Origin of the sequence: Hymenobacter fastidiosus (genome assembly GCF_039539565.1) — a bacterium.
Classification (GTDB): Bacteria; Bacteroidota; Bacteroidia; order Cytophagales; family Hymenobacteraceae; genus Hymenobacter; species Hymenobacter fastidiosus.
The window spans coordinates 77,757-95,376 of record NZ_BAABDJ010000037.1; the positions used below are offsets into that span (position 1 = coordinate 77,757).

Sequence of the window (17,620 nt, forward strand, 5' to 3'; positions counted from 1 at the left end):
AGAAGCGTGAGGGTATACCTGCAAACTGCCGGACCTCGCCTAGTGGCGGCAGTCCAGATCTTTCTCTACCAGAATCCGCAGGGCCGGCACCCCGGCTACGGGCAAATTACTGGCAAAGCCATTTTGTTCGGTGGTCGTCCAGGCGTCGGCGGTGGCGGCGGGGACCAGCACGGTGAGGCCCCCGGCTTCGTAGCGCGCCCACACGGCCGCGGCCTGCGGGCGCGCGTCGCGCTCCAGAGCGTAGGTGAGCTGCTGCTGCGGGCCCGCGCCGAAATGCACCACGGCAGCTACCCGCCCGGTTTCGGCGAATTCGCGCACCTCCGGGGCGGACAGGCGCAGGCGCAGGGTATCGTCTTCAATCCGAAGCTTCATCGAACAACTGACTCTCGAAGGGTGAGTAGCAAAGTTAAACGGAAGGGCTGCATTGCCGTTGCCCGGCTATAGCAATTAAGCAACTTTATCCGGCCCGCCTGCCGGTTGCTGGTTCACCAGCCGCCAGCCGTGGCAGTATACGTTGTAGCGCTGCTGGCGCACGAAGCCCAGCAGCGTCATGCCGAAGTTGGTGGCGGCCTGCACCGCCAGGCTGCTCGGGGCCCCCACGGCCGCCATAATGGGAATGCCGGCCACGGCGGCTTTCTGCACCAGCTCGAAGGAGGCCCGGCCGCTTACCAGCAATACGTGCTGGTGCAGCGGCAGCCACTCGGCCAGCAGCGCGGCCCCGATTACCTTGTCCAGGGCATTGTGGCGGCCCACGTCTTCGCGCAGCAGCAGCAGCTCCCCGGCCGGCGAAAACAGGGCCGCCGCGTGCAGGCCGCCGGTTTGCTCAAACAGCGCCTGGGCCGCCCGCTGCCGGGCCGGCAGCTCGTGCACCACGGCCACATCCAGGTAAGGTCCATCGGTGGGCAGCACCGGACAGGACGTCGCGTGCACCGCGTCGATGCTGGTTTTGCCGCATACGCCGCAGCTCGACGAGGTGTAGAAGTGCCGTTCCAGGCGCGGCAGGTCCAGGCTCAGTCCCGGCACCAGCTCGGCGCGCACCACGTTTTCGCGCTCCTCGTCCTTTGCCACGTCGGGGCAGTAGAGGATGCCCGTCAGGTCGGCGCGGCTGCGGATGATGCCCTCGGTGAGCAGGAAGCCGGCCGTCAGCTCGAAGTCGTGGCCGGGGGTGCGCATGGTGATCGACAGGGTGCGGTGCTGCCGCTGCCCGGCCGGCCCGTAGCCCAGCCGGATTTCCAGGGGCTCCTCGGCCGCCAGCACATCGGAAGCTTCGGTGATAGTGGTGCCGGCCACCTTCTGCACGGTCGCGTATTCGTAGCTGGTAGAGGGCAGGTAGGTTTTCAATTATCAATGAGCAGTTATCAATGAGTACTTACAGCGGTGTGGCTGCCGGTCCGGCGGCTTTTTCAGCCGCCGGACCGGTCGTCGCTTGCGCCATGCCGCCTGAACCGCGTCAGCTAACGGAAACCGGCCCGACGGCTGAAAAAGCCGCCGGACCGGCAGCCATACCGTTCACCAAACTGCTATATCAATGGGCAATTTCCCCCGGCAGCGCGGATGGGGCGGACGGATATCGGTTGGCTTTAAACCTGCGGCCTGGTTCAAAAGTTAGCATATTTCCAGCGGTAGCGTACCGCCTACCTTGTAACGCGAAGTTGCACGTCGCGATGCGCTGATCAACAGCTTTAGGATTGCTTCAGGGAGCCACACCGGGTCGCGAAATGCAACTTCCCGGTACTGCCGCCTGCGGATAGCCGTCCGGCCCGGCCCGGCGCTACCGGAATTCCCCGTACTTGGTACCTGCTGTTACGCAGTGAGTCGCGCAGGATACCGGAAAGAAGCTTGCGCTGCTTCGGAAAAGACCGTTTCCAGACCACCCGACAATTCGGCGCGTAACAGCAGTTGATAATTGCTCATTGATAATTGTTAATCGAAAAAGATGCTTACTCCCGACGAACGCCAACGCTACCGCCGCCACCTGCAGTTACCCGAAATCGGCGAAGCCGGGCAGGAAAAGCTGAAGGCGGCCCGCGTGCTGGTGGTGGGCGCGGGCGGCCTGGGCTGCCCGGTGCTCCAGTATCTGGCCGCCGCCGGCGTGGGCATCCTGGGTATTGCCGACGGCGACGAGGTGGCCGCCAGCAATTTGCAGCGCCAGATCCTGTTTGGCCCCGCCGACCTGGGCCAGAACAAAGCCGAAGCCGCCGCCCGCGCCGTGCAGCGCCTGAACCCATTGGTGAGCTGCCAGATCTACCCCCAGCGTGTCGACCGCGCCGCGGTGCGCGAGCTGGTTTCGCGCTACGACGTGGTGGTGGATGGCTCCGATAACTTCCCCACCCGCTACCTGCTCAACGATGCCTGCGTGAGCGTGGGCCGGCCGCTGATTTCGGGGGCCATCTACAAGTTTGAGGGGCAGGTTTCGGTGTTCAACTTCGAGGGTGGCCCCACCTACCGCTGCCTGTTTCCCACGCCGCCCTCCGCCGCCGAGGCCCCCAACTGCGACACTACCGGCGTGCTGGGCGTGCTGCCGGGAATTATCGGCTGCGCCCAGGCCACGGAGGCCCTCAAGGTGATTCTGGGGCTGGGCGAAGTGCTCCGGGGCCGGCTCTGGGTGTTCGACGCGCTGTCGTTTCAGACGCGCCTGCTGAAGTTTCCCCGCCACGCCGAACGGGCCCACATCAGCCTCGACACCTCGGACCCCACGGACTATGCCGAGCTCTGCCAGCCCGGCCTGGCCAGCCTGACCGCGCCCCAGCTTCAGCTCCAGCTCAACTCGGCCGCCCCCCCGTTTCTGCTGGACGTGCGCGAGCCGGACGAGTACGCCCTCTGCCACCTGCCCGGGGCGGCGCTGGTGCCGCTTGGTAGTCTGGAGCTGGGCCTGGCCGGCATTCCGCGCCATCATCCGGTGGTGGTGTATTGCCACAAGGGCGGCCGCAGCGCCAGAGCCGTGGCCCGCCTGCAAAGCGAGTTTGGCTTCGACAACCTGCTCAACCTGCAGGGCGGCATCAATGCCTGGGCCGAAACCGTAGATGCCGACATGCCGCAGTACTGAGCATGTTGACAAAGCTCCCAGAACGTTGTTCCGGGCGCAGCCGAGGAATCTCGCGTGGGGTCGTTAAACCAGTAATCAGCCGTCAGCACTCGAAATTTCCCGGTTTCTGCCTGATGCGCAGAACGCCCGTAATGACGTTCCGGTAGCTTTGTCCTCTTATTGTAAAACCGCTACCTATTTTGCCAACCACTCATCCTACCCCCAGTCAACCCTCTACCCGCCGCCGCATCCGCTTCGACCGCAACGAGCTGGCCGGGGCCTTCGGGGATCTGGGGACTGATTTACCCCTGCTCATCGGCATCATTGCCGCTTCGGGCATGGACAGCGCCGGGGTGCTGGTGGTGTTTGGGCTAATGCAGGTGTTTTCGGGGCTGTGGTACGGGATGCCCATGCCGGTGCAGCCGCTCAAGGCCTTTGCCGCCCTGGTCATTGCCCAGCAGATTCCCGGCCGCGTCATCTTCGGCGGCGGGCTGGCCATTGGCCTGAGCATGCTGGTACTGGCCGCTACCGGCCTCATCGACGCCCTGGCCCGCCTGATTCCCAAGCCCGTGGTGCGCGGCATCCAGTTCGGGCTGGCCTTGCAGCTGGCCACGCTGGCGCTCCGGGAATACGTGCCCGCCGATGGCCTGCCCGGGTTTGCCCTGGCCGCCGCCGCGTTTCTGATTACGGTGGTCCTGCTCGGCAACCGCCGCTGGCCCGCCGCTCTCATCGTTATTGCCCTGGGCGTGGTGTATGCGCTGGTGTTCAAGCTCGACCTGGCCACCGCCCAAAAAGCCGTGGGCTTCCACCTGCCCGGCTTCCACATCCCGCAGCGCGCCGACATCCTGACCGGCGCCCTGCTGCTGGCCCTGCCCCAGATCCCGCTGTCGCTCGGCAACTCCATTCTGGCGACCAGGCAGGTGCTGGCCGACCACTTTCCCGAGCGCAACGTCACGGTGCGGCAGATCAGCTTCACCTACGCCTGCATGAATCTGGTAGCCCCGTTCTTCGGCGGCTTTCCGGTGTGCCACGGCTCGGGTGGGCTGGTGGGGCACTACGCCTTCGGGGCCCGCACGGGCGGCTCGGTGGTGCTGTACGGCGGATTATTTCTGGTGCTGGGCCTGTTTTTCAGCCAGGGCTTTGCCGAAGTAGTCCAGATTTTTCCCCTCCCGATTCTGGGTGTGCTGCTCCTGTTCGAGGCCCTGACGCTGGCCGCCTTGTTGCGCGATATCGTCACCAGCAAAGCCGACCTGACGGTGGCGCTGCTGGTAGGGCTGCTTTGCGCCGGGCTGCCCTACGGCTACCTGGTGGGGCTGGTGGTGGGCACGGCGGTATACTATGCTATGCGGCGGGGCTGGGTGGGGTTGGGAAGGTAAGACGCCTACCGTTCCAGCTTCTTCAGATTTGGCAAGCGCCGAAGATCAATGCTGGTGGAGTCGAGGTCGTTCCACTCAATGTTAAGCTCCTCCAGCTTAGGCATCCGGTAAATTGCCCCGGGCAGTTTGTCGGCAAGGCCGCCTTGCAAGTTGAGGCTTCGCAGCTGAGGTAGCGCCAGCAGGGCGCCCAGGTCAACCATTTGGTTCCGATACTTATTGTTCCAGAAGCCTTTTAGCCCCAGTACCTCCAGGTGCTGAAGCCGGCTTATACTACCGGGGAGCACGTGCAGGTTGGCATTGCCCAAGTGCAGTTCCCGCAAGCTGACCAGGGCATTCACTGCTTCCGGATAGCGGACCAAGTGATTATCGTCGAGGTTAAGCACGCGCAGGCTTTTCAGGTGGGCTATGGAGGGTGGAATGCTGTCCAGGCGGTTCCATGCCAGATTCAATTCCTGCAGGCTGTCCAACTGATAGAGCTCAGCAGGGAACAGAGTGAGGTGATTGTATCCCAAATCTAGTTTCTTCAGCCGCTTCAGGTTCGCGAAGCCCGGAGGTAACGCTGGCAGGTGGCTCAGGCTCAAATTCAACTCCTCCAGATTATGTAGCTCCCCAAGGCGCGCATACAGCGTGTCAGGGCCGCTGTCCTGCCCGTTGCGTTTTTCATATTGGATGGCATACGTGACCAGGTCCAGGCTCTTGACTTTTGCGGGTTCTTTCAGGGCCAGGCGCAAGTCGTCGTACTGGCCTTGATAATCCTTGCGGGTGCGCTGGAAATAGGTGGAATCCAGCCGGAAAGTAAACGTGCGCCGCAACAAGCGCTTTTGCCGCTGCTTCCGATCAACATATTGCAAATCGAAGCGCAGGCGAGGCTGAGTGGGCGAATTATTCAGCCGGGTAATGGTGCCGGCAATCTTCTCAAACGGCTCAAAATGCCACGTGGCCCGGTCGTAACCAATGACGGCGAAAGCGACGTTGGGCACTGCTACCGGCTGGCCTACCGGGAGGTTGTTCAGCTGCGTAAGGCGTAGAAATACCTCTTTGCTGTACCACGTGTCGCTGATATTGGGGCGGTCGGAAGAGTAGCGGTAGCGCAACACCTCGAAGCGGCCACTATCCAGCTCCGTGCCACCGACTACATCGGCCTGGCGCAGGTACTTGGTTTGTGTTTGCGTTTGCTGCCGACGAGTGGTGCGCCAATAAGCTCCTTTCAGGGGCTTACAGCTCACCGCCGTTGTCAGAAAGATGAAGACCAGCCAAAAGGTGGATTTCCAATGCATGGATGAGTATATCTAATCTGTAACGGGATAATGCTTGATTTTTCACGCCAAACTACGACTTCTTAAATAGGGGTTTATTATGCCACGCGGTGGGGCTGGGGAAGTGCAATTGAGGTTTCGGCTGTCATCCTGAGCAAAGCAATTTGCTGCCTTAATCGATAAGCGGCATTCAACGCCAAAAGCCCTTTGCCGTCGCAGCGACAAAGGGGCTTTTTACATTTATCGGAGTTCAGTAGGTCAGGAAGGTCCTTCGCTTGGCTCAGGATGACAGACCAAGAAAGCAGTTCTGCGCTGCCAAGCCCTACCCCCCAATCGTGCTCATCGACTCGAAGCTGAGCTGGTGTACCGGGCGCTGGCGCTCGGCCTCGAAGCCGTCGGCGGCGCGGTGGCGGAAGGCGTGGGCCAGGGCGGCGGTTACCTCGGCATCCGTAGCGCCGCCGCGCAGCAGGGCCCGCACGTCGAGTACGCCCTGGTCGTAGAGGCAGGTTTTCAGGCCGCCCTCGGCCGTGAGGCGCAGGCGGTTGCAGGTGCCGCAGAACGTGCGGGAGTAGGCCGCGATGATGCCCACCGTGCCCTGGTGGCCCACGATGCTGTACTCCGAAGCCGTGGCGCCGTAGGGCTGCGGCACCGGCGCTAGCGCGCCCAGGTGCTGCTCCAGGTGCTCCCGAATACGCACGTGGCTCCACGGAATCTGGATGGCGCCGTGGCTGCCGCCGTTGAAGGGCATTTCCTCAATGAAGCGCACGTCCACCGGCAGGTCGCGGGTCAGCTCCGCCAACGCTACCAGATCCTGGGTGTTCTGCCCGTCCATCACCACGGCGTTGATTTTGACCCGGATGCCGGCCGCCAGCAGGGCGTAAAACGTGTCGAGCACCCGGGGCAGCTCGTCGCGGCGGGTGATGACGGCGAACCGGGCCCGGTCCAGGGTGTCGAGGCTGAGGTTGACGGTGCGGATGCCCAGGCGCACCAGCTCCGGAATGTGGGGTTCGGTGAGTACGCCGTTGGTGGTCAGGCTGATGTCCTGAATGCCGGGAATCTGCGCCAGGCGGCCGATGAAGGGCACCAGGTCGCGGCGCACGAAGGGCTCCCCGCCGGTGAGGCGCACCTTACGTACGCCCAGCCCGGCCAGTAAGCCTACCACCCGCTCCATCTCCTCGTAGGTCAGCAGGTCGTGTTTGGGCAGGTACTGAATCCCTTCCTCGGGCATGCAGTAGAAGCAGCGCAGATTGCAGCGGTCCGTGACGGCCAGGCGCACGTATTCGAGCGGGCGGCCGTGGTTATCGAACAAAACGGGAGTAGCAACGGACATAGAGCAGGAAAACTAGTAGTGCCTCAACGTTGACACCAGCCAAAGGGGTTCAGAACAAAAAACGGCAACTTCGCCTTTCCGTTCCGCGCCGGGTCGCGTATACTTCTCCCCGGCGTCTGACTCAACAAATGAAACTAAAAATTGCTCTTTTTGGCATCGCCAAAGAAATCGTGGGTAGTTCCGCCCTGGACCTGACCACGCCCGACCACCAGTCCGTGGCCGGCCTCATGGAACAGCTGCGCACCCAGTACCCGGCGCTGCGCGAGCTGACCAGCTTTGCCGTGGCCGTCAACAGCGACTACGCCACCGACGACTACCAGCTGCAGGAAAACGACGAACTAGCCCTCATTCCGCCCGTCAGCGGCGGTTGATTAGCAATTATCAATGAGCAATGAACAATGTCGTTCTGTCGCTTCAGGGTAATTGCTCATTGATAATTGATAATTGTTCATTGATAATCTTCATGCACATACAACTTACCGACCAGCCCATCGACGTGGCGGCCGTGCTGGCATCCGTGCAGGATGAGGGCGCGGGCGCGGTGAACACCTTCATCGGCACCGTGCGCAACCAGTCCACGGGCCGCCGGGTGGTGCGCCTCGACTACGAAGCCTACGACAAAATGGCCCTGCACCAGATGCGCCGCGTGGCCGAGCAGGCCCGGGAGAAGTGGCCCATGCTATGCCAGGTAGCCGTCACCCACCGCAAAGGCCGGCTCGCCATCGGCGACGTGGCCGTGGTCGTGGCCGTTTCCACCCCCCACCGCGCCGACTCGTTTGCCGCCTGCCAGTACATCATCGACACCATCAAGCAGGTGGTGCCCATCTGGAAGAAGGAGGAGTACGAGGACGGCTCCGTCTGGGTCGCCGCCCACCCGTAGCGTGTTGCTCAGATTGGAATAGAACGTCATTCCGAGCGAAGTCGAGGAATCTCGCGGGCAGTCGTTGGCTTAGTAACTGATGTTACGCAGCCCTATGTAGCGCCTCACCCCCCCAGCCCCCTCTCCGAAAAGGAGAGGGGGTGCCAATCGTCCGCTACTGGCGGATAAACAGCTTTTTAATTGTCCGTCTCCCCCTCTCCTTTTCGGAGAGGGGGCCGGGGGGTGAGGCGCTGCGTAACATCAGTTAGTAATCAGACGTCAGCACGCGAGATTCCTCGACTTCGCTCGGAATGACGTGCTTTTTTATGGTTCCGTACCCAGCTCCTGCCGCGCCTCATCGGCCTCCTCCGGCGTATTCACGTTGCGCAGCTCCTGCGGGTCCGGCGCGGCCAGCAGCTCGATATCGGAGTTGATGAGCGCCTTGCGGGGGCAGGAGTAGCCCAGGCCCAGAAAGCGCAGCAGCACCGCGTAGCTGCGCGGCTCCCAGATGGTAATCAGCGGCTCGGGAAACTCGTTTTCGGGGCTTTGAAAAGCCGTGGCCACTTTAGCTCCGTTGCGGTGCTGTGCCAGATGACGGAGGGTGGCTGCCGAAAGAAAGGGCAGGTCGCAGGCCACTACCAGCCAGGCGGCATTCGGGTCCAGCTGCATGGCACTCAGGATGCCGCCCATGGGGCCCAGGTCCAGGAACCGGTCGGGTAAAGGTTGCAGGCCGGCGGGCAGCTCCGCTACCTGGTCGGGGCGGCAGGAAACGTGCACGTCGGTGCAGACGCCGACCAGCAGCCGGGCGGCATACGCGCGCTGCTCCTGCCCGTGGTAGCTCAGGCGGCCTTTGTCGGTTTGCATCCGCCGGCTCTGGCCCCCGGCCAGCACGAGGCCGCGCAGGGGCGGCTGATGCAGCTGCCACCATTGGCGGATAAAAGCCGCCACGCCTTCCGTATCCTCCAGCAGCATCGTCGGGATCTGGCCTTTTTGGGCGAAATGCGCCAGCAGATACTCCGGCAGCTCCCGCACGCCTTCGGGCAGCAGGATCAGCTGCACGTCGGTGAGGCGGTCGAGCTTGCGGTCCAGGGGTTTGGCGGGGTCGAGGATGATGATCTGCTGCTGGGCGCGGAAGTGGTTGCCGTTGACGAGCACCAGACTCTGGTGAGCCAGCATTTCCTTCTGCGAAAAGCCGTCCAGCTCCCGGCGCTGATCCACGCGGCGGAACTGAATCTTGTCGGTCAGCTCGGCACTGGCCCCGGCCAGCAGGATGGCGCTGGCCCCGCCCGCCCCGCCGTCGGCCGCGTCGTCGCCGGCGGCGTGGTCGGCATCCACGTAGCCCACGCTCAGCGTTGCCGAGAGCCGGGGCAGCAGCCGCGTGACCAGCTCCTTGATCCTGCCGCAGGGCGCGCCTAGGATGGCCAGCTCGTGGCGGCCGAATTCACCCACGGCGGGCCGGGCCAGGGCGGCGTGCTTGGTGCGGGGCTTGGGGTCGTTAGTCAGCATGGTGGAAGTCGTTTTTGCCGCCGGTTTTGTCCAGCAGCCGGGTTTCCTGAATCACAATGTCGTGCGACAGGGCCTTGCACATATCATACACGGTGAGGGCGGCTACGGAAGCGCCGGTCAGGGCCTCCATTTCCACGCCCGTTTTGCCCGTCACGGTGGCTGTGCAGATGATGTGAATGGCGTCGGGCTCCACTACTTCAATCTGAATCCGGCAGTCGTCGAGGCCCAGCGGGTGGCAGAGCGGAATCAGGTCGGCCGTTTTCTTGGCAGCCATGATGCCGGCCAGAATAGCCGTCTGAAACACCGGCCCCTTGCGCGTGGGCAGGTCGCCGGCCTGCACCAGCTGCAGGATTTCGGCGCCCAGCACCACGCGGCTGCGGGCCCGGGCCAGGCGGCGGGTGGGAATTTTGGCCCCTACGTCGACCATGGCGGGCTGGCCGGCGGCGTTGAGGTGGGTAAAGGTTGAGGCGAGGTCAGCCATAGTAAAGAGGTATAGAACCTGTTTAGGGGTTCGGTTTTTTCGTCGTTTGTCATCCTTCATCTGGCGTACGCTTGCGAAGGACCTTCTCACGACTGCTCATGTTGGCCTAATTCCAAGTGGTACGGACGTGATAAGGTCCTTCGCTCCGCTCAGGATGACAGCTTTTTCGAAACCCTAAACAGCCTCATAGCGGGAAAGTCGGGGGGCGGGGCCAAAGTTGCAGGAAACGGCGGAATGTAGCTGCCCGAGCGAGGGAATGACGCGACCCTCCGCGGCTCAGGATTGAACGACCCAGCCGAACGACTGTGCCCGGACGAATAGTGCTGCCCCCGCCCGAACGCCCAATCCCGCTCCGGTTGAACGGCTGCCGCCCGCGGGAGATGCGAAGGGTAGCGACTCTACCTCGTTCGGGCTTACTTTGCGTTGCTCTCCCGTATTTGCTCCTAACGCTGCCGCTCATGATTTCCGTCGAAGAAGCCACGCGCCTCGTGCTGGGCACGGTCCGCCCCGTGCCCACCGAAACCATTGCCCTGACGGCCGCTACCGGCCGGGTAGTGCAGGCCCCACTCTACGCCGACCGCGACTTCCCGCCCTTTGATCGGGTGGCTATGGATGGCATTGCTTTAGCGTACGGTGCCGTCGTCGCCGGGCAAACCGACTTCCCCATTGAGGCCACCCAGCTGGCCGGTGCCCCGCCGCAGCCCCTGCACAACCCACGGGCCGCCGTGGAAATCATGACCGGGGCCATGCTGCCGCCGGGCGCTGACACGGTGGTGCGCTACGAGGATATTATTTTCCACGAGGAGGCCGGCCAGCGGATTGCCCGCGTACAGGTGCCGCCCCCCGCAGCCGGCCACAACGTCCACCGCCAGGCCGCCGACCGCCAGCAGGGCGACCTGCTGCTGCCCATCGGCACCCGTCTCGGGCCCGCCGAAATTGCCGTGGCCGCCACCGTGGGGGCCGCGGTGGTGGTGGTGGCGCGGGCGTTGCGGGTGGCCGTAGTCAGCACCGGCGACGAGCTGGTGGAACTGGATCAGGCCCCGCTGCCCTACCAGATCCGGCGCTCCAATGCCTACATGGTGCAGGCTGCGCTCCAGGAAACGGGTGCGGTAGGGGAGATTTTTCATTTCAACGACGACCAGGACGCCTTACGCCAGGGTCTGCCGCCGCTGTTGGCTGATTTTGATGCGCTGGTGCTGAGCGGGGGCGTATCGAAGGGGCAGGCCGATTTTCTGCCGGGCGTGCTGCGGGAGCTGGGGGTGGAGCAGCTTTTTCATGAGGTGCAGCAGCGGCCCGGCAAGCCGTTCTGGTTCGGGCAGCAGGCCGGTGGTGCGGTAGTGTTTGCCTTGCCCGGAAATCCGGTGTCCACCTTCGTCAACTTCTACCAGTACGTGCGACCGTGGCTGCGCCAATGCCAGCAGCCCCAGGCAACGCCGCCTCAGCCGATGGCCCTGCTGGCGGCTACTTTCACTTTCAAGCCGCGGATGACGCACTTTTTGCCCGTGCGGCTGGAGGCTTCGCCCTACGGCCACCTGCTGGCCCACCCCCAGCCCGCCGGTGGCTCCGGCGACCTGGCTTCGCTGCTCCAGTGCGACGGTTTCCTGCGGCTGCCCGCCCAACAGGAGTACTTCCCGGCCGGCGACGCCTTCCCGCTGGTGCGTTTCCGCGACGGGCACTGACCCCGAACCGGTACTCCGCATTCTGCTCCGGGCATCAGGCCTCGGAGCGCTTGAATTCGTGGCGGCAATGAAAGCAGTGGTACCGTTTGCCCCGCAGCGGGTAGGCCAATAGCAGGGAAAGCAGCAGCATGGGCCAGCTGTAGGTGTTGCGCGTGGCCGGCCCAAAAGCGACATCGGTCGAGTTACACCTGGGGCAATGCCGCTCGTCCGCGGGCGTCGCGTCGTCGGCGGGGGAAGCCGTCATGGATACAGTTTCGTAGCGCAGGATATCGACGGCCGCCGCTACGTCCTGCTGACGCACGTGCAGGCGCACGCCGCCCGAAGCCGGACCGTAGAGCCGGTTGAGCGACACCAGATTTTCGTTGGTCAGAAAACAGGGAATCTGCTCGGCTTCCAGCCGGCTTTTGGCCAGGTGAGCCGTAATGGGGTCCGCAAAAGATTCGAGCAGCACGATACGATCTTCCGGTGGCTGAGCGGTCATGAAAGGAGGCTAAGAAGCAGACGGTGAAGCTGTTTAGAAAGTCGGTTTTTCTAAGCGTTTGTCATCCTGAGCACAGCGAAGGACCTTATCACGCCTGGTAGTTCATCGAGCGGGTAGCGTTCAGCCGGGATAAGGTCCTGCGCTCTGCTCAGGATGACAGACTGCTTGACTTTCTAAAGAGCTTCGGTAAATAACAAACAAAAGAGCATTCGGCCGCGGGCCAAATGCTCTTTTGTTTTACGGCTCATGGGCCGCGGAAGGGGGGCGTAGCCGGGTTAGTTGAACAGGGCCAAAGCCTTGATAAAGGTTTGCGAGACGCCCCACAGCAGGGGTACGCCGACGTATAGCCAGGCGAGAGCTATTTGCAGCCCGGAGCTTTCAGCACCGTCGGTGGGGGAGGGGGTTCTGGATTCCATGGGAGAGGAAGTGAGCGGAGAAAAACAGCGACTAATCAGGCGATTACCTTCGCCAGGGCCGCTTCCTTAACGTGGTAGCGGGCACTGACGGCCGTCACCAGCAGGTTGGCCATGAAGCCGACGACCAGCACTCCGGCCATGGTGTAGAATACCGTTTCATAGGCTGCCGCGCCGGTGAGGTTCTTGGCCTTTTGCATGTCGCGCAGGTAGTTTACCAGCAGCGGGCCCAGCACGCCGGCGGTAGACCAGGCGGTGAGCAGGCGGCCGTGGATGGCGCCCACCTGCATGGTGCCGAACATATCGCGCAGATATGCCGGGATGGTCGCAAAGCCGCCCCCGTACATACTCATAATCACGCAGCAGACCACTACGAACAGCGTCAGCGAGGCATTAGCGGCCAGCGTGGGTACCAGGGCATACAAGACGATGCCCAACCCGAAGTAAATCATGTAGGTGGGCTTGCGGCCCAGCTTGTCGGAAGCCGAGGACCAGAAGAAACGTCCCAGCAGGTTAAATAAGCTCAGCAGCCCCACGAAACCGGCGGCAGCAGCGGCCGTAACGCCCCGGCCTACGCCCATTGCCGTATCGGAGAAAGATTCCTGAATCAGCGGCGAAGCTGATTCCAGCACCCCGATTCCGGCCGTCACGTTCATGCACAGCACCACCCACAGCAGCCAGAACTGCGGAGTCTTGATGGCGTTGTCGGCATCCACGTTGGCGGTGGTAATAAGGGCGTTGGATTGGGTGTTGGGCACGAACCCCTCTGGTTTCCAGCCTTCTGCCGGTACCCGGATGGTGAACACCCCAAACATCATGAAGATCAGGTAAATGATGCCCATGGCAATGAACGTAGGCGCAACTCCCATCGGAGCCACGTCCTTGAACTGGGCCATGAGCGCCACGGCCAGCGGGGAGCCAATCATAGCGCCGCCGCCAAAGCCCATAATGGCCATGCCCGTAGCCACGCCCGGGCGGTCCGGAAACCATTTGATAAGCGTGCTTACCGGGGAGATATAGCCGATGCCCAGGCCGCAGCCACCCACGAAGCCGTAGCCGAAGTAAACCAGCCAGATGTTGTGCTGCTCAACGCCTAACGAGGCAATGAGGAAACCACCGCCGAAGCAGAGCGCCGAGGCCAGCATGGCTTTGCGGGGGCCTACGCGCTCCAGCCACTTCCCGAATACCGCCGCCGAAAGCCCCAGCAGTACAATGGCAATGGAAAATACCACTGCCAGCTGCCCCGGCGTCCAGTCCAGGGCGTCAGGCTTGTCAACGTTGCCGCTGATAAGGGCTCCCATGGGCTTTTTGAATACGCTGAAGGCATACGCCTGGCCAATAGCCAGGTGAATGGCCAGCGCGGCGGGGGGCACCAGCCAGCGGTTGTAGCCCGGCCCGGCAATAGTGCGGCGGCGGTCCAGGAAAGAGTCGGTTGCCATGGGAAAAGGGGGAGTTTTGGGTAAGAAGAAGAAAGAGCGGAACAAGGCGGGTCAGAGACTAGCGGACCCGTCAAAATAGGGGGCAACCTGCTTAGGCCGGGGAAGTTAGGCTCTTTGTGGGAGGATCTGACCGAACGGCCGGTATTTTTTGCTAAACTGTTATAGGTATCAGGTTGTAGTTTGGGTACCCTGGCAGGGATAGCTGGTCAGGCGGGCACTTCTCCGCCTTTGCGGGCTGGAGCGGCTGCTCACCAGTGGGCCTGCGTACGGTTGGCTGGTATCGACAAGGAATAGCGTTTGCCGCATGTCGAGCTGCGAGCAGGTACGTTCAAGGCACTGAGCAAACCGCGGGCATACCAACGTAAAGCGCCCAGACGCAAAAAGCCCCGTACCGGACGGGGCTTTGAAAGAAGCGGAAAGCAGATTTTACTCGTTTACGGCGTCGCGCAGGTCTTTCACATCGCGGCTGGTTTCCATTGCCGTGAACTCCGCCTGCAAGGCCCGAATGTGTAGTTCGTCGCGGCCCCGGACATCCAGCCGGATAACTTTCAGTCGCTCGTTCAGCCGCTTGTAAGTAGCCGTGGCGTAATCCCAGTCGCGTTGCGTCCAGTCGTTACGCCGGGTCCGCACCTGCTGCAAAAATTGTTTGTAAGCCGGCTCAATCATAACTGGCGTGAGCTGCTCAACCCCGGCATACGTACCCAGTAGTTCCGTGGCGAAGGTGGCGGAGCTGCCGGCATCCAGGGGTTGGCGGTTGCGCAGCCGCGAGACGGAGTCGAAGCGGGCAGCCCGGTTGCCCGCGGTTTTCAGCCTGGCCGCGGCGCGGTCGGTCAGGCTATCCAGATTACGGGCTTCGTTGCGAACCATCTCCTGCCGTTCCCGCGGGGTTGTGTCGCAGGCGGTAAGCAGCGTGGCGGCCAGCAGCGCCGCGGGCAGGGAGTACAGACCAGATCGTTTCATAACCCGGGTGTACGCAATTCAGGCGCCGAAGATTTAAAACGGCCGCCGAGGCCGGCTTACTGCGAAACGAGTGCCGGGGGCTGCAGCTTGAAGGTGAAGGGCAATTCATACACTAACGGGACGGCGCGCCCGTTTTTCCGGGCCGGAATCCACTGATCGGGAATCTTGCGGCACACGCGCATGGCTTCCTCATCGCAGCCCCCGCCCACACTCAGCAAAATCTTGTGGTCTGAAGCGCGGCCCAGGGTGTCAATCATGAAGGAGATAAGCACTTTGCCCTGCAGGTTGCGCTGCTGGGCGCCCGCGGGGTACACCAGCTTCGTGGTATAGGACGCCAGCACCGGGTCGCCCCCAATGAACAACGGGGGCTGATCAATCCGGCTACGGGTCCACTGACCAGCCTGCAACTCCACGCTGTACGGAATGTCTTCGATGGGCCGATAGAACACGAGCTTCCGGGCGGTGTGGTCGTACTTCTGCACGGTGATCTGGCGGCCATCCCGGGCGTGGACATAGTATTCCCAAACGCCGGTTTTATTTCCTTTTTCGATCATGCCGCTTTCCGACTCGGTGGTCCGCAGGCGCTGGGCCTGCGAACTAAAGGAAAGTAACAGGGCTATCAGCCCGAGAAGTAACCGTTTGTTCATGGGAGGGGGAATTTTGGGTGGGAAAGAGTGCGGGCAATGGCGATAAGCTGAATTCAGAGCGGCTACTGGGCTGAAAAATTCCGTATTATGAAAAAAATTATGGTTTAAGTACCATTGATAATAGGGCTGCAACACCGGTTGAAAAGAGCAATATTCCGGCCAATACGTAAGACAGACAGTCAGATACGGAAAATCTTGGCAAACGCGCCGGCGGAATTGGTCCGGGAAATTTACAAATTTTCCCGAACTCCCGCACTACCCGTATATAGTTACTGCCCGGAGTTGCCGAGCTGGTCGCGCAGGTCGCGGAGCTGGCTCTGCAGGCCGGGCAGCCGGGGGCAGATTCGGGCCAGCCGCTGCAACACCCGCAGGGCGCGGGGCCCGTCATTGAGCATGCGCAGGATGGCGGCCCAGCCGGCCAGCGCCCCGAAATGACGGGGCTCGCGGCGCAGGGTTTCCGCAATATCCAGCAGGGAGGCCCGGTACTCGCCGCGCAGATAGTAGGCCGTAGCCCGCTTGTTCCAGCCCTCGGCAAAGTCCGGCTTCGCCGTTGTAAGCTGGGTGAACTCGTGAATAGCGTGCGAAAAGTCGCCCGCCGCCAGCGCCCGCATGCCTTCTTCCAGCTGCTTGTCGAGGACCACGTCGCCGGGGTCGAGCCAAAGCTGCCAGATGCCGTTTTGCAACGCCTCTATTTCCGTCGGAGCGGTAGCCACGCGCAGCTGAGCAAACAGATCGTCGAGCGCAGCCATAGATCAGGTACGACTTAACCGTTAATAATTTTCCAATGCCACCACCCGGCGCAAGCGGCCTGCCAGCCGGGGTACGAGGGTGAACGGATACCTGCTGTTACGCACCAAATTGTCTGGTGGTCTGAAAAACGGTCTTTTCCGAAGCAGCGCAAGCTTCTTTCCGGTATCCTGAGCAACTCACTGCGTACCTGCGGTTACGCGGGGCCTTACTGAAACCCTGTTTGAGGCGTCAGAAGCGGGAAGGCAGAAGCTGGAAGTCAGCATAAGAGCAGGGTGCCGATGCAAGGCGCGGCGGCCTGGTCACCCGTTTCGTTCCTGCCTCTTTTACCGCCTGCGCCCTAAACTCCTGGCGTCCCGCTCCTGACGGCTAACCGCCGGCAACCCACCTCCCCCGGCGTAACCTCAGTGCGTAACCGCAGCTGAGAACGGTCAGTTGCATCAAAACAGCTCCGCCGCCACCCGCCGGATCGACTCCGATTTGCCCATGGAATAGTAATGCAGGCAGGGTACGCCGTGGGCCATCAGCTCCTTACTCTGATTGACGCACCACTCAATGCCGATCTGCCGCGCTGCCTCATTGTTAGGGGCCAGATGAACGGCTTCAGTCAGTGCCTCGGGAATATTCAGGTAGAACGAGCGGGGCAGCATCGTGAGCTGGCTTTTGGTCGTCAGCGGCTTCAGGCCGGGGATGATAGGCACGGTGATGCCCGCCTCCCGGCAGCGCTTCTCAAAGCTGAAATACTGCTCGTTGTCGAAAAACATCTGCGTCACGATGTAGTCGGCCCCGCGGTCCACCTTGTGCTTGAGGTAGCGCAGGTCGGTGCCGTAATTCGGCGCCTCAAAGTGCTTTTCGGGGTAGCCGGCCGTGCCGATGCAGAAGTCAGTAGCCCAGGTGTCGTCCTGCTCCTCGTCCAGGTACTCGCCGTGGTTCAACGACGCCACCTGCCCGATCAGGTCGCAGGCGTAGCTGTGGCCGTCGGCCTCGGGCTTGAAGTGGCCTTCGCTCTTGATCGGGTCGCCGCGCAGGGCCAGCACGTTGTCGATGCCCAGGAAGTTGAGGTCGATGAGGGCATTTTCGGTTTCCTCCTTCGAGAAGCCCCCGCAGATCAGGTGGGGCACGGTATCCACGTCGAAGCGGTTTTTGATGGCCGCGCAGATGCCCACCGTACCAGGGCGGCGGCGCACGGTCTTCTTCTCCAGCAGGCCGTTGGGGTGCTGGCGGTACACGTACTCCTCGCGGTGGTAGGTGACGTCAATAAACGGCGGCTTGAATTCCAGCAGCGGCTCGATGTTGGAGAAGAGCGTCTGGATGTTCTCGCCCTTGCGGGGCGGCAGCACTTCGAAGGAAAACAGCGTTTTGCCGTCGGCGCGGGACAGGTGTTCGGTTACTTTCATGGTCGTGGTGGCGCGACTTGGACG

General features: G+C 62.4%; 18 protein-coding genes. 5 read left to right on the top strand and 13 right to left on the bottom strand.

Annotated elements, in window-relative coordinates; translation table 11 throughout:
* Nucleotides 1–39 precede the first annotated feature (39 nt).
* Together ABD833_RS16530 and fdhD are read right to left on the bottom strand one after the other, a co-directional pair.
* On the bottom strand, nt 40–372 hold the full coding sequence (locus tag ABD833_RS16530) for a DUF7009 family protein (RefSeq protein WP_345074484.1): 333 nt from the start codon (nt 370–372) through the stop codon (nt 40–42).
* A 75-nt stretch (nt 373–447) separates the two neighbouring features.
* The gene (fdhD, locus tag ABD833_RS16535; protein ID WP_345074485.1) at nt 448–1,341 is read right to left on the bottom strand and encodes a formate dehydrogenase accessory sulfurtransferase FdhD; all 894 of its coding nucleotides are present in this window, start codon (nt 1,339–1,341) and stop codon (nt 448–450) included.
* A 595-nt stretch (nt 1,342–1,936) separates the two neighbouring features.
* Here fdhD and moeB point away from each other — a divergent pair.
* Nucleotides 1,937–3,046 carry a molybdopterin-synthase adenylyltransferase MoeB gene (moeB, locus tag ABD833_RS16540; protein ID WP_345074486.1) on the top strand — a complete coding sequence of 370 codons (1,110 nt, stop codon included), beginning with the start codon at nt 1,937–1,939 and terminating at the stop codon, nt 3,044–3,046.
* Between the two features lie 179 nt (nt 3,047–3,225).
* Nucleotides 3,226–4,401, top strand: coding sequence for a putative sulfate/molybdate transporter (locus tag ABD833_RS16545; protein WP_345074487.1), 1,176 nt, complete (start codon nt 3,226–3,228; stop codon nt 4,399–4,401).
* Nucleotides 4,402–4,406: 5 nt separating this feature from the next.
* Here ABD833_RS16545 and ABD833_RS16550 read toward each other — a convergent pair whose 3' ends face one another.
* Both ABD833_RS16550 and moaA read right to left on the bottom strand, forming a co-directional pair.
* Nucleotides 4,407–5,678: a leucine-rich repeat domain-containing protein gene (locus ABD833_RS16550; RefSeq protein WP_345074489.1), complete on the bottom strand. Its 1,272-nt coding sequence runs from the start codon at nt 5,676–5,678 to the stop codon at nt 4,407–4,409.
* Nucleotides 5,679–5,979: 301 nt separating this feature from the next.
* Nucleotides 5,980–6,987, bottom strand: a complete 1,008-nt coding sequence (gene moaA / locus ABD833_RS16555) for a GTP 3',8-cyclase MoaA (protein WP_345074491.1) — start codon at nt 6,985–6,987, stop codon at nt 5,980–5,982.
* 128 nt (nt 6,988–7,115) lie between these two features.
* Here moaA and ABD833_RS16560 point away from each other — a divergent pair, with 128 nt between their 5' ends.
* Nucleotides 7,116–7,358: a MoaD/ThiS family protein gene (locus ABD833_RS16560; protein ID WP_345074492.1), complete on the top strand. Its 243-nt coding sequence runs from the start codon at nt 7,116–7,118 to the stop codon at nt 7,356–7,358.
* A 92-nt stretch (nt 7,359–7,450) separates the two neighbouring features.
* On the top strand, nt 7,451–7,867 hold the full coding sequence (locus ABD833_RS16565; protein WP_345074494.1) for a molybdenum cofactor biosynthesis protein MoaE: 417 nt from the start codon (nt 7,451–7,453) through the stop codon (nt 7,865–7,867).
* Between the two features lie 303 nt (nt 7,868–8,170).
* On the opposite strand, the gene ABD833_RS16570 is transcribed toward ABD833_RS16565, so the two are convergent.
* Nucleotides 8,171–9,352: an NTP transferase domain-containing protein gene (locus ABD833_RS16570; RefSeq protein ID WP_345074495.1), complete on the bottom strand. Its 1,182-nt coding sequence runs from the start codon at nt 9,350–9,352 to the stop codon at nt 8,171–8,173.
* Nucleotides 9,342–9,833 carry a cyclic pyranopterin monophosphate synthase MoaC gene (gene moaC, locus ABD833_RS16575; RefSeq protein WP_345074496.1) on the bottom strand — a complete coding sequence of 164 codons (492 nt, stop codon included), beginning with the start codon at nt 9,831–9,833 and terminating at the stop codon, nt 9,342–9,344. The genes ABD833_RS16570 and moaC overlap by 11 nt, the downstream gene beginning before the upstream one ends.
* A 458-nt stretch (nt 9,834–10,291) precedes the next feature.
* Between moaC and ABD833_RS16580 the strand changes: the two genes are divergently transcribed.
* Nucleotides 10,292–11,512, top strand: a complete 1,221-nt coding sequence (locus ABD833_RS16580) for a molybdopterin molybdotransferase MoeA (protein ID WP_345074497.1) — start codon at nt 10,292–10,294, stop codon at nt 11,510–11,512.
* Between the two features lie 34 nt (nt 11,513–11,546).
* On the opposite strand, the gene ABD833_RS16585 is transcribed toward ABD833_RS16580, so the two are convergent.
* The 7 genes from ABD833_RS16585 to metF all read right to left on the bottom strand — a co-directional run bounded on the left by ABD833_RS16585 (nt 11,547) and on the right by metF (nt 17,596).
* Nucleotides 11,547–11,993, bottom strand: coding sequence for a putative signal transducing protein (locus tag ABD833_RS16585; protein ID WP_345074499.1), 447 nt, complete (start codon nt 11,991–11,993; stop codon nt 11,547–11,549).
* Nucleotides 11,994–12,268: 275 nt separating this feature from the next.
* The gene (locus tag ABD833_RS16590; RefSeq protein ID WP_345074500.1) at nt 12,269–12,409 is read right to left on the bottom strand and encodes an MFS transporter small subunit; all 141 of its coding nucleotides are present in this window, start codon (nt 12,407–12,409) and stop codon (nt 12,269–12,271) included.
* Nucleotides 12,410–12,444: 35 nt separating this feature from the next.
* A complete protein-coding gene (locus ABD833_RS16595; RefSeq protein ID WP_345074501.1) occupies nt 12,445–13,845 on the bottom strand; it encodes an L-lactate MFS transporter in 1,401 nt (466 codons plus the stop codon).
* Between the two features lie 426 nt (nt 13,846–14,271).
* A complete protein-coding gene (locus ABD833_RS16600) occupies nt 14,272–14,805 on the bottom strand; it encodes a hypothetical protein (protein WP_345074503.1) in 534 nt (177 codons plus the stop codon).
* A gap of 56 nt (nt 14,806–14,861) precedes the next feature.
* On the bottom strand, nt 14,862–15,452 hold the full coding sequence (locus tag ABD833_RS16605) for an energy transducer TonB (RefSeq protein ID WP_345074504.1): 591 nt from the start codon (nt 15,450–15,452) through the stop codon (nt 14,862–14,864).
* Between the two features lie 269 nt (nt 15,453–15,721).
* Entirely contained in the window at nt 15,722–16,201 is a 480-nt protein-coding gene (locus tag ABD833_RS16610; protein WP_345074505.1) for a tetratricopeptide repeat protein, read from the bottom strand.
* A 438-nt stretch (nt 16,202–16,639) separates the two neighbouring features.
* Nucleotides 16,640–17,596, bottom strand: a complete 957-nt coding sequence (gene metF / locus ABD833_RS16615; RefSeq protein ID WP_345074506.1) for a methylenetetrahydrofolate reductase [NAD(P)H] — start codon at nt 17,594–17,596, stop codon at nt 16,640–16,642.
* Nucleotides 17,597–17,620 lie beyond the last annotated feature (24 nt).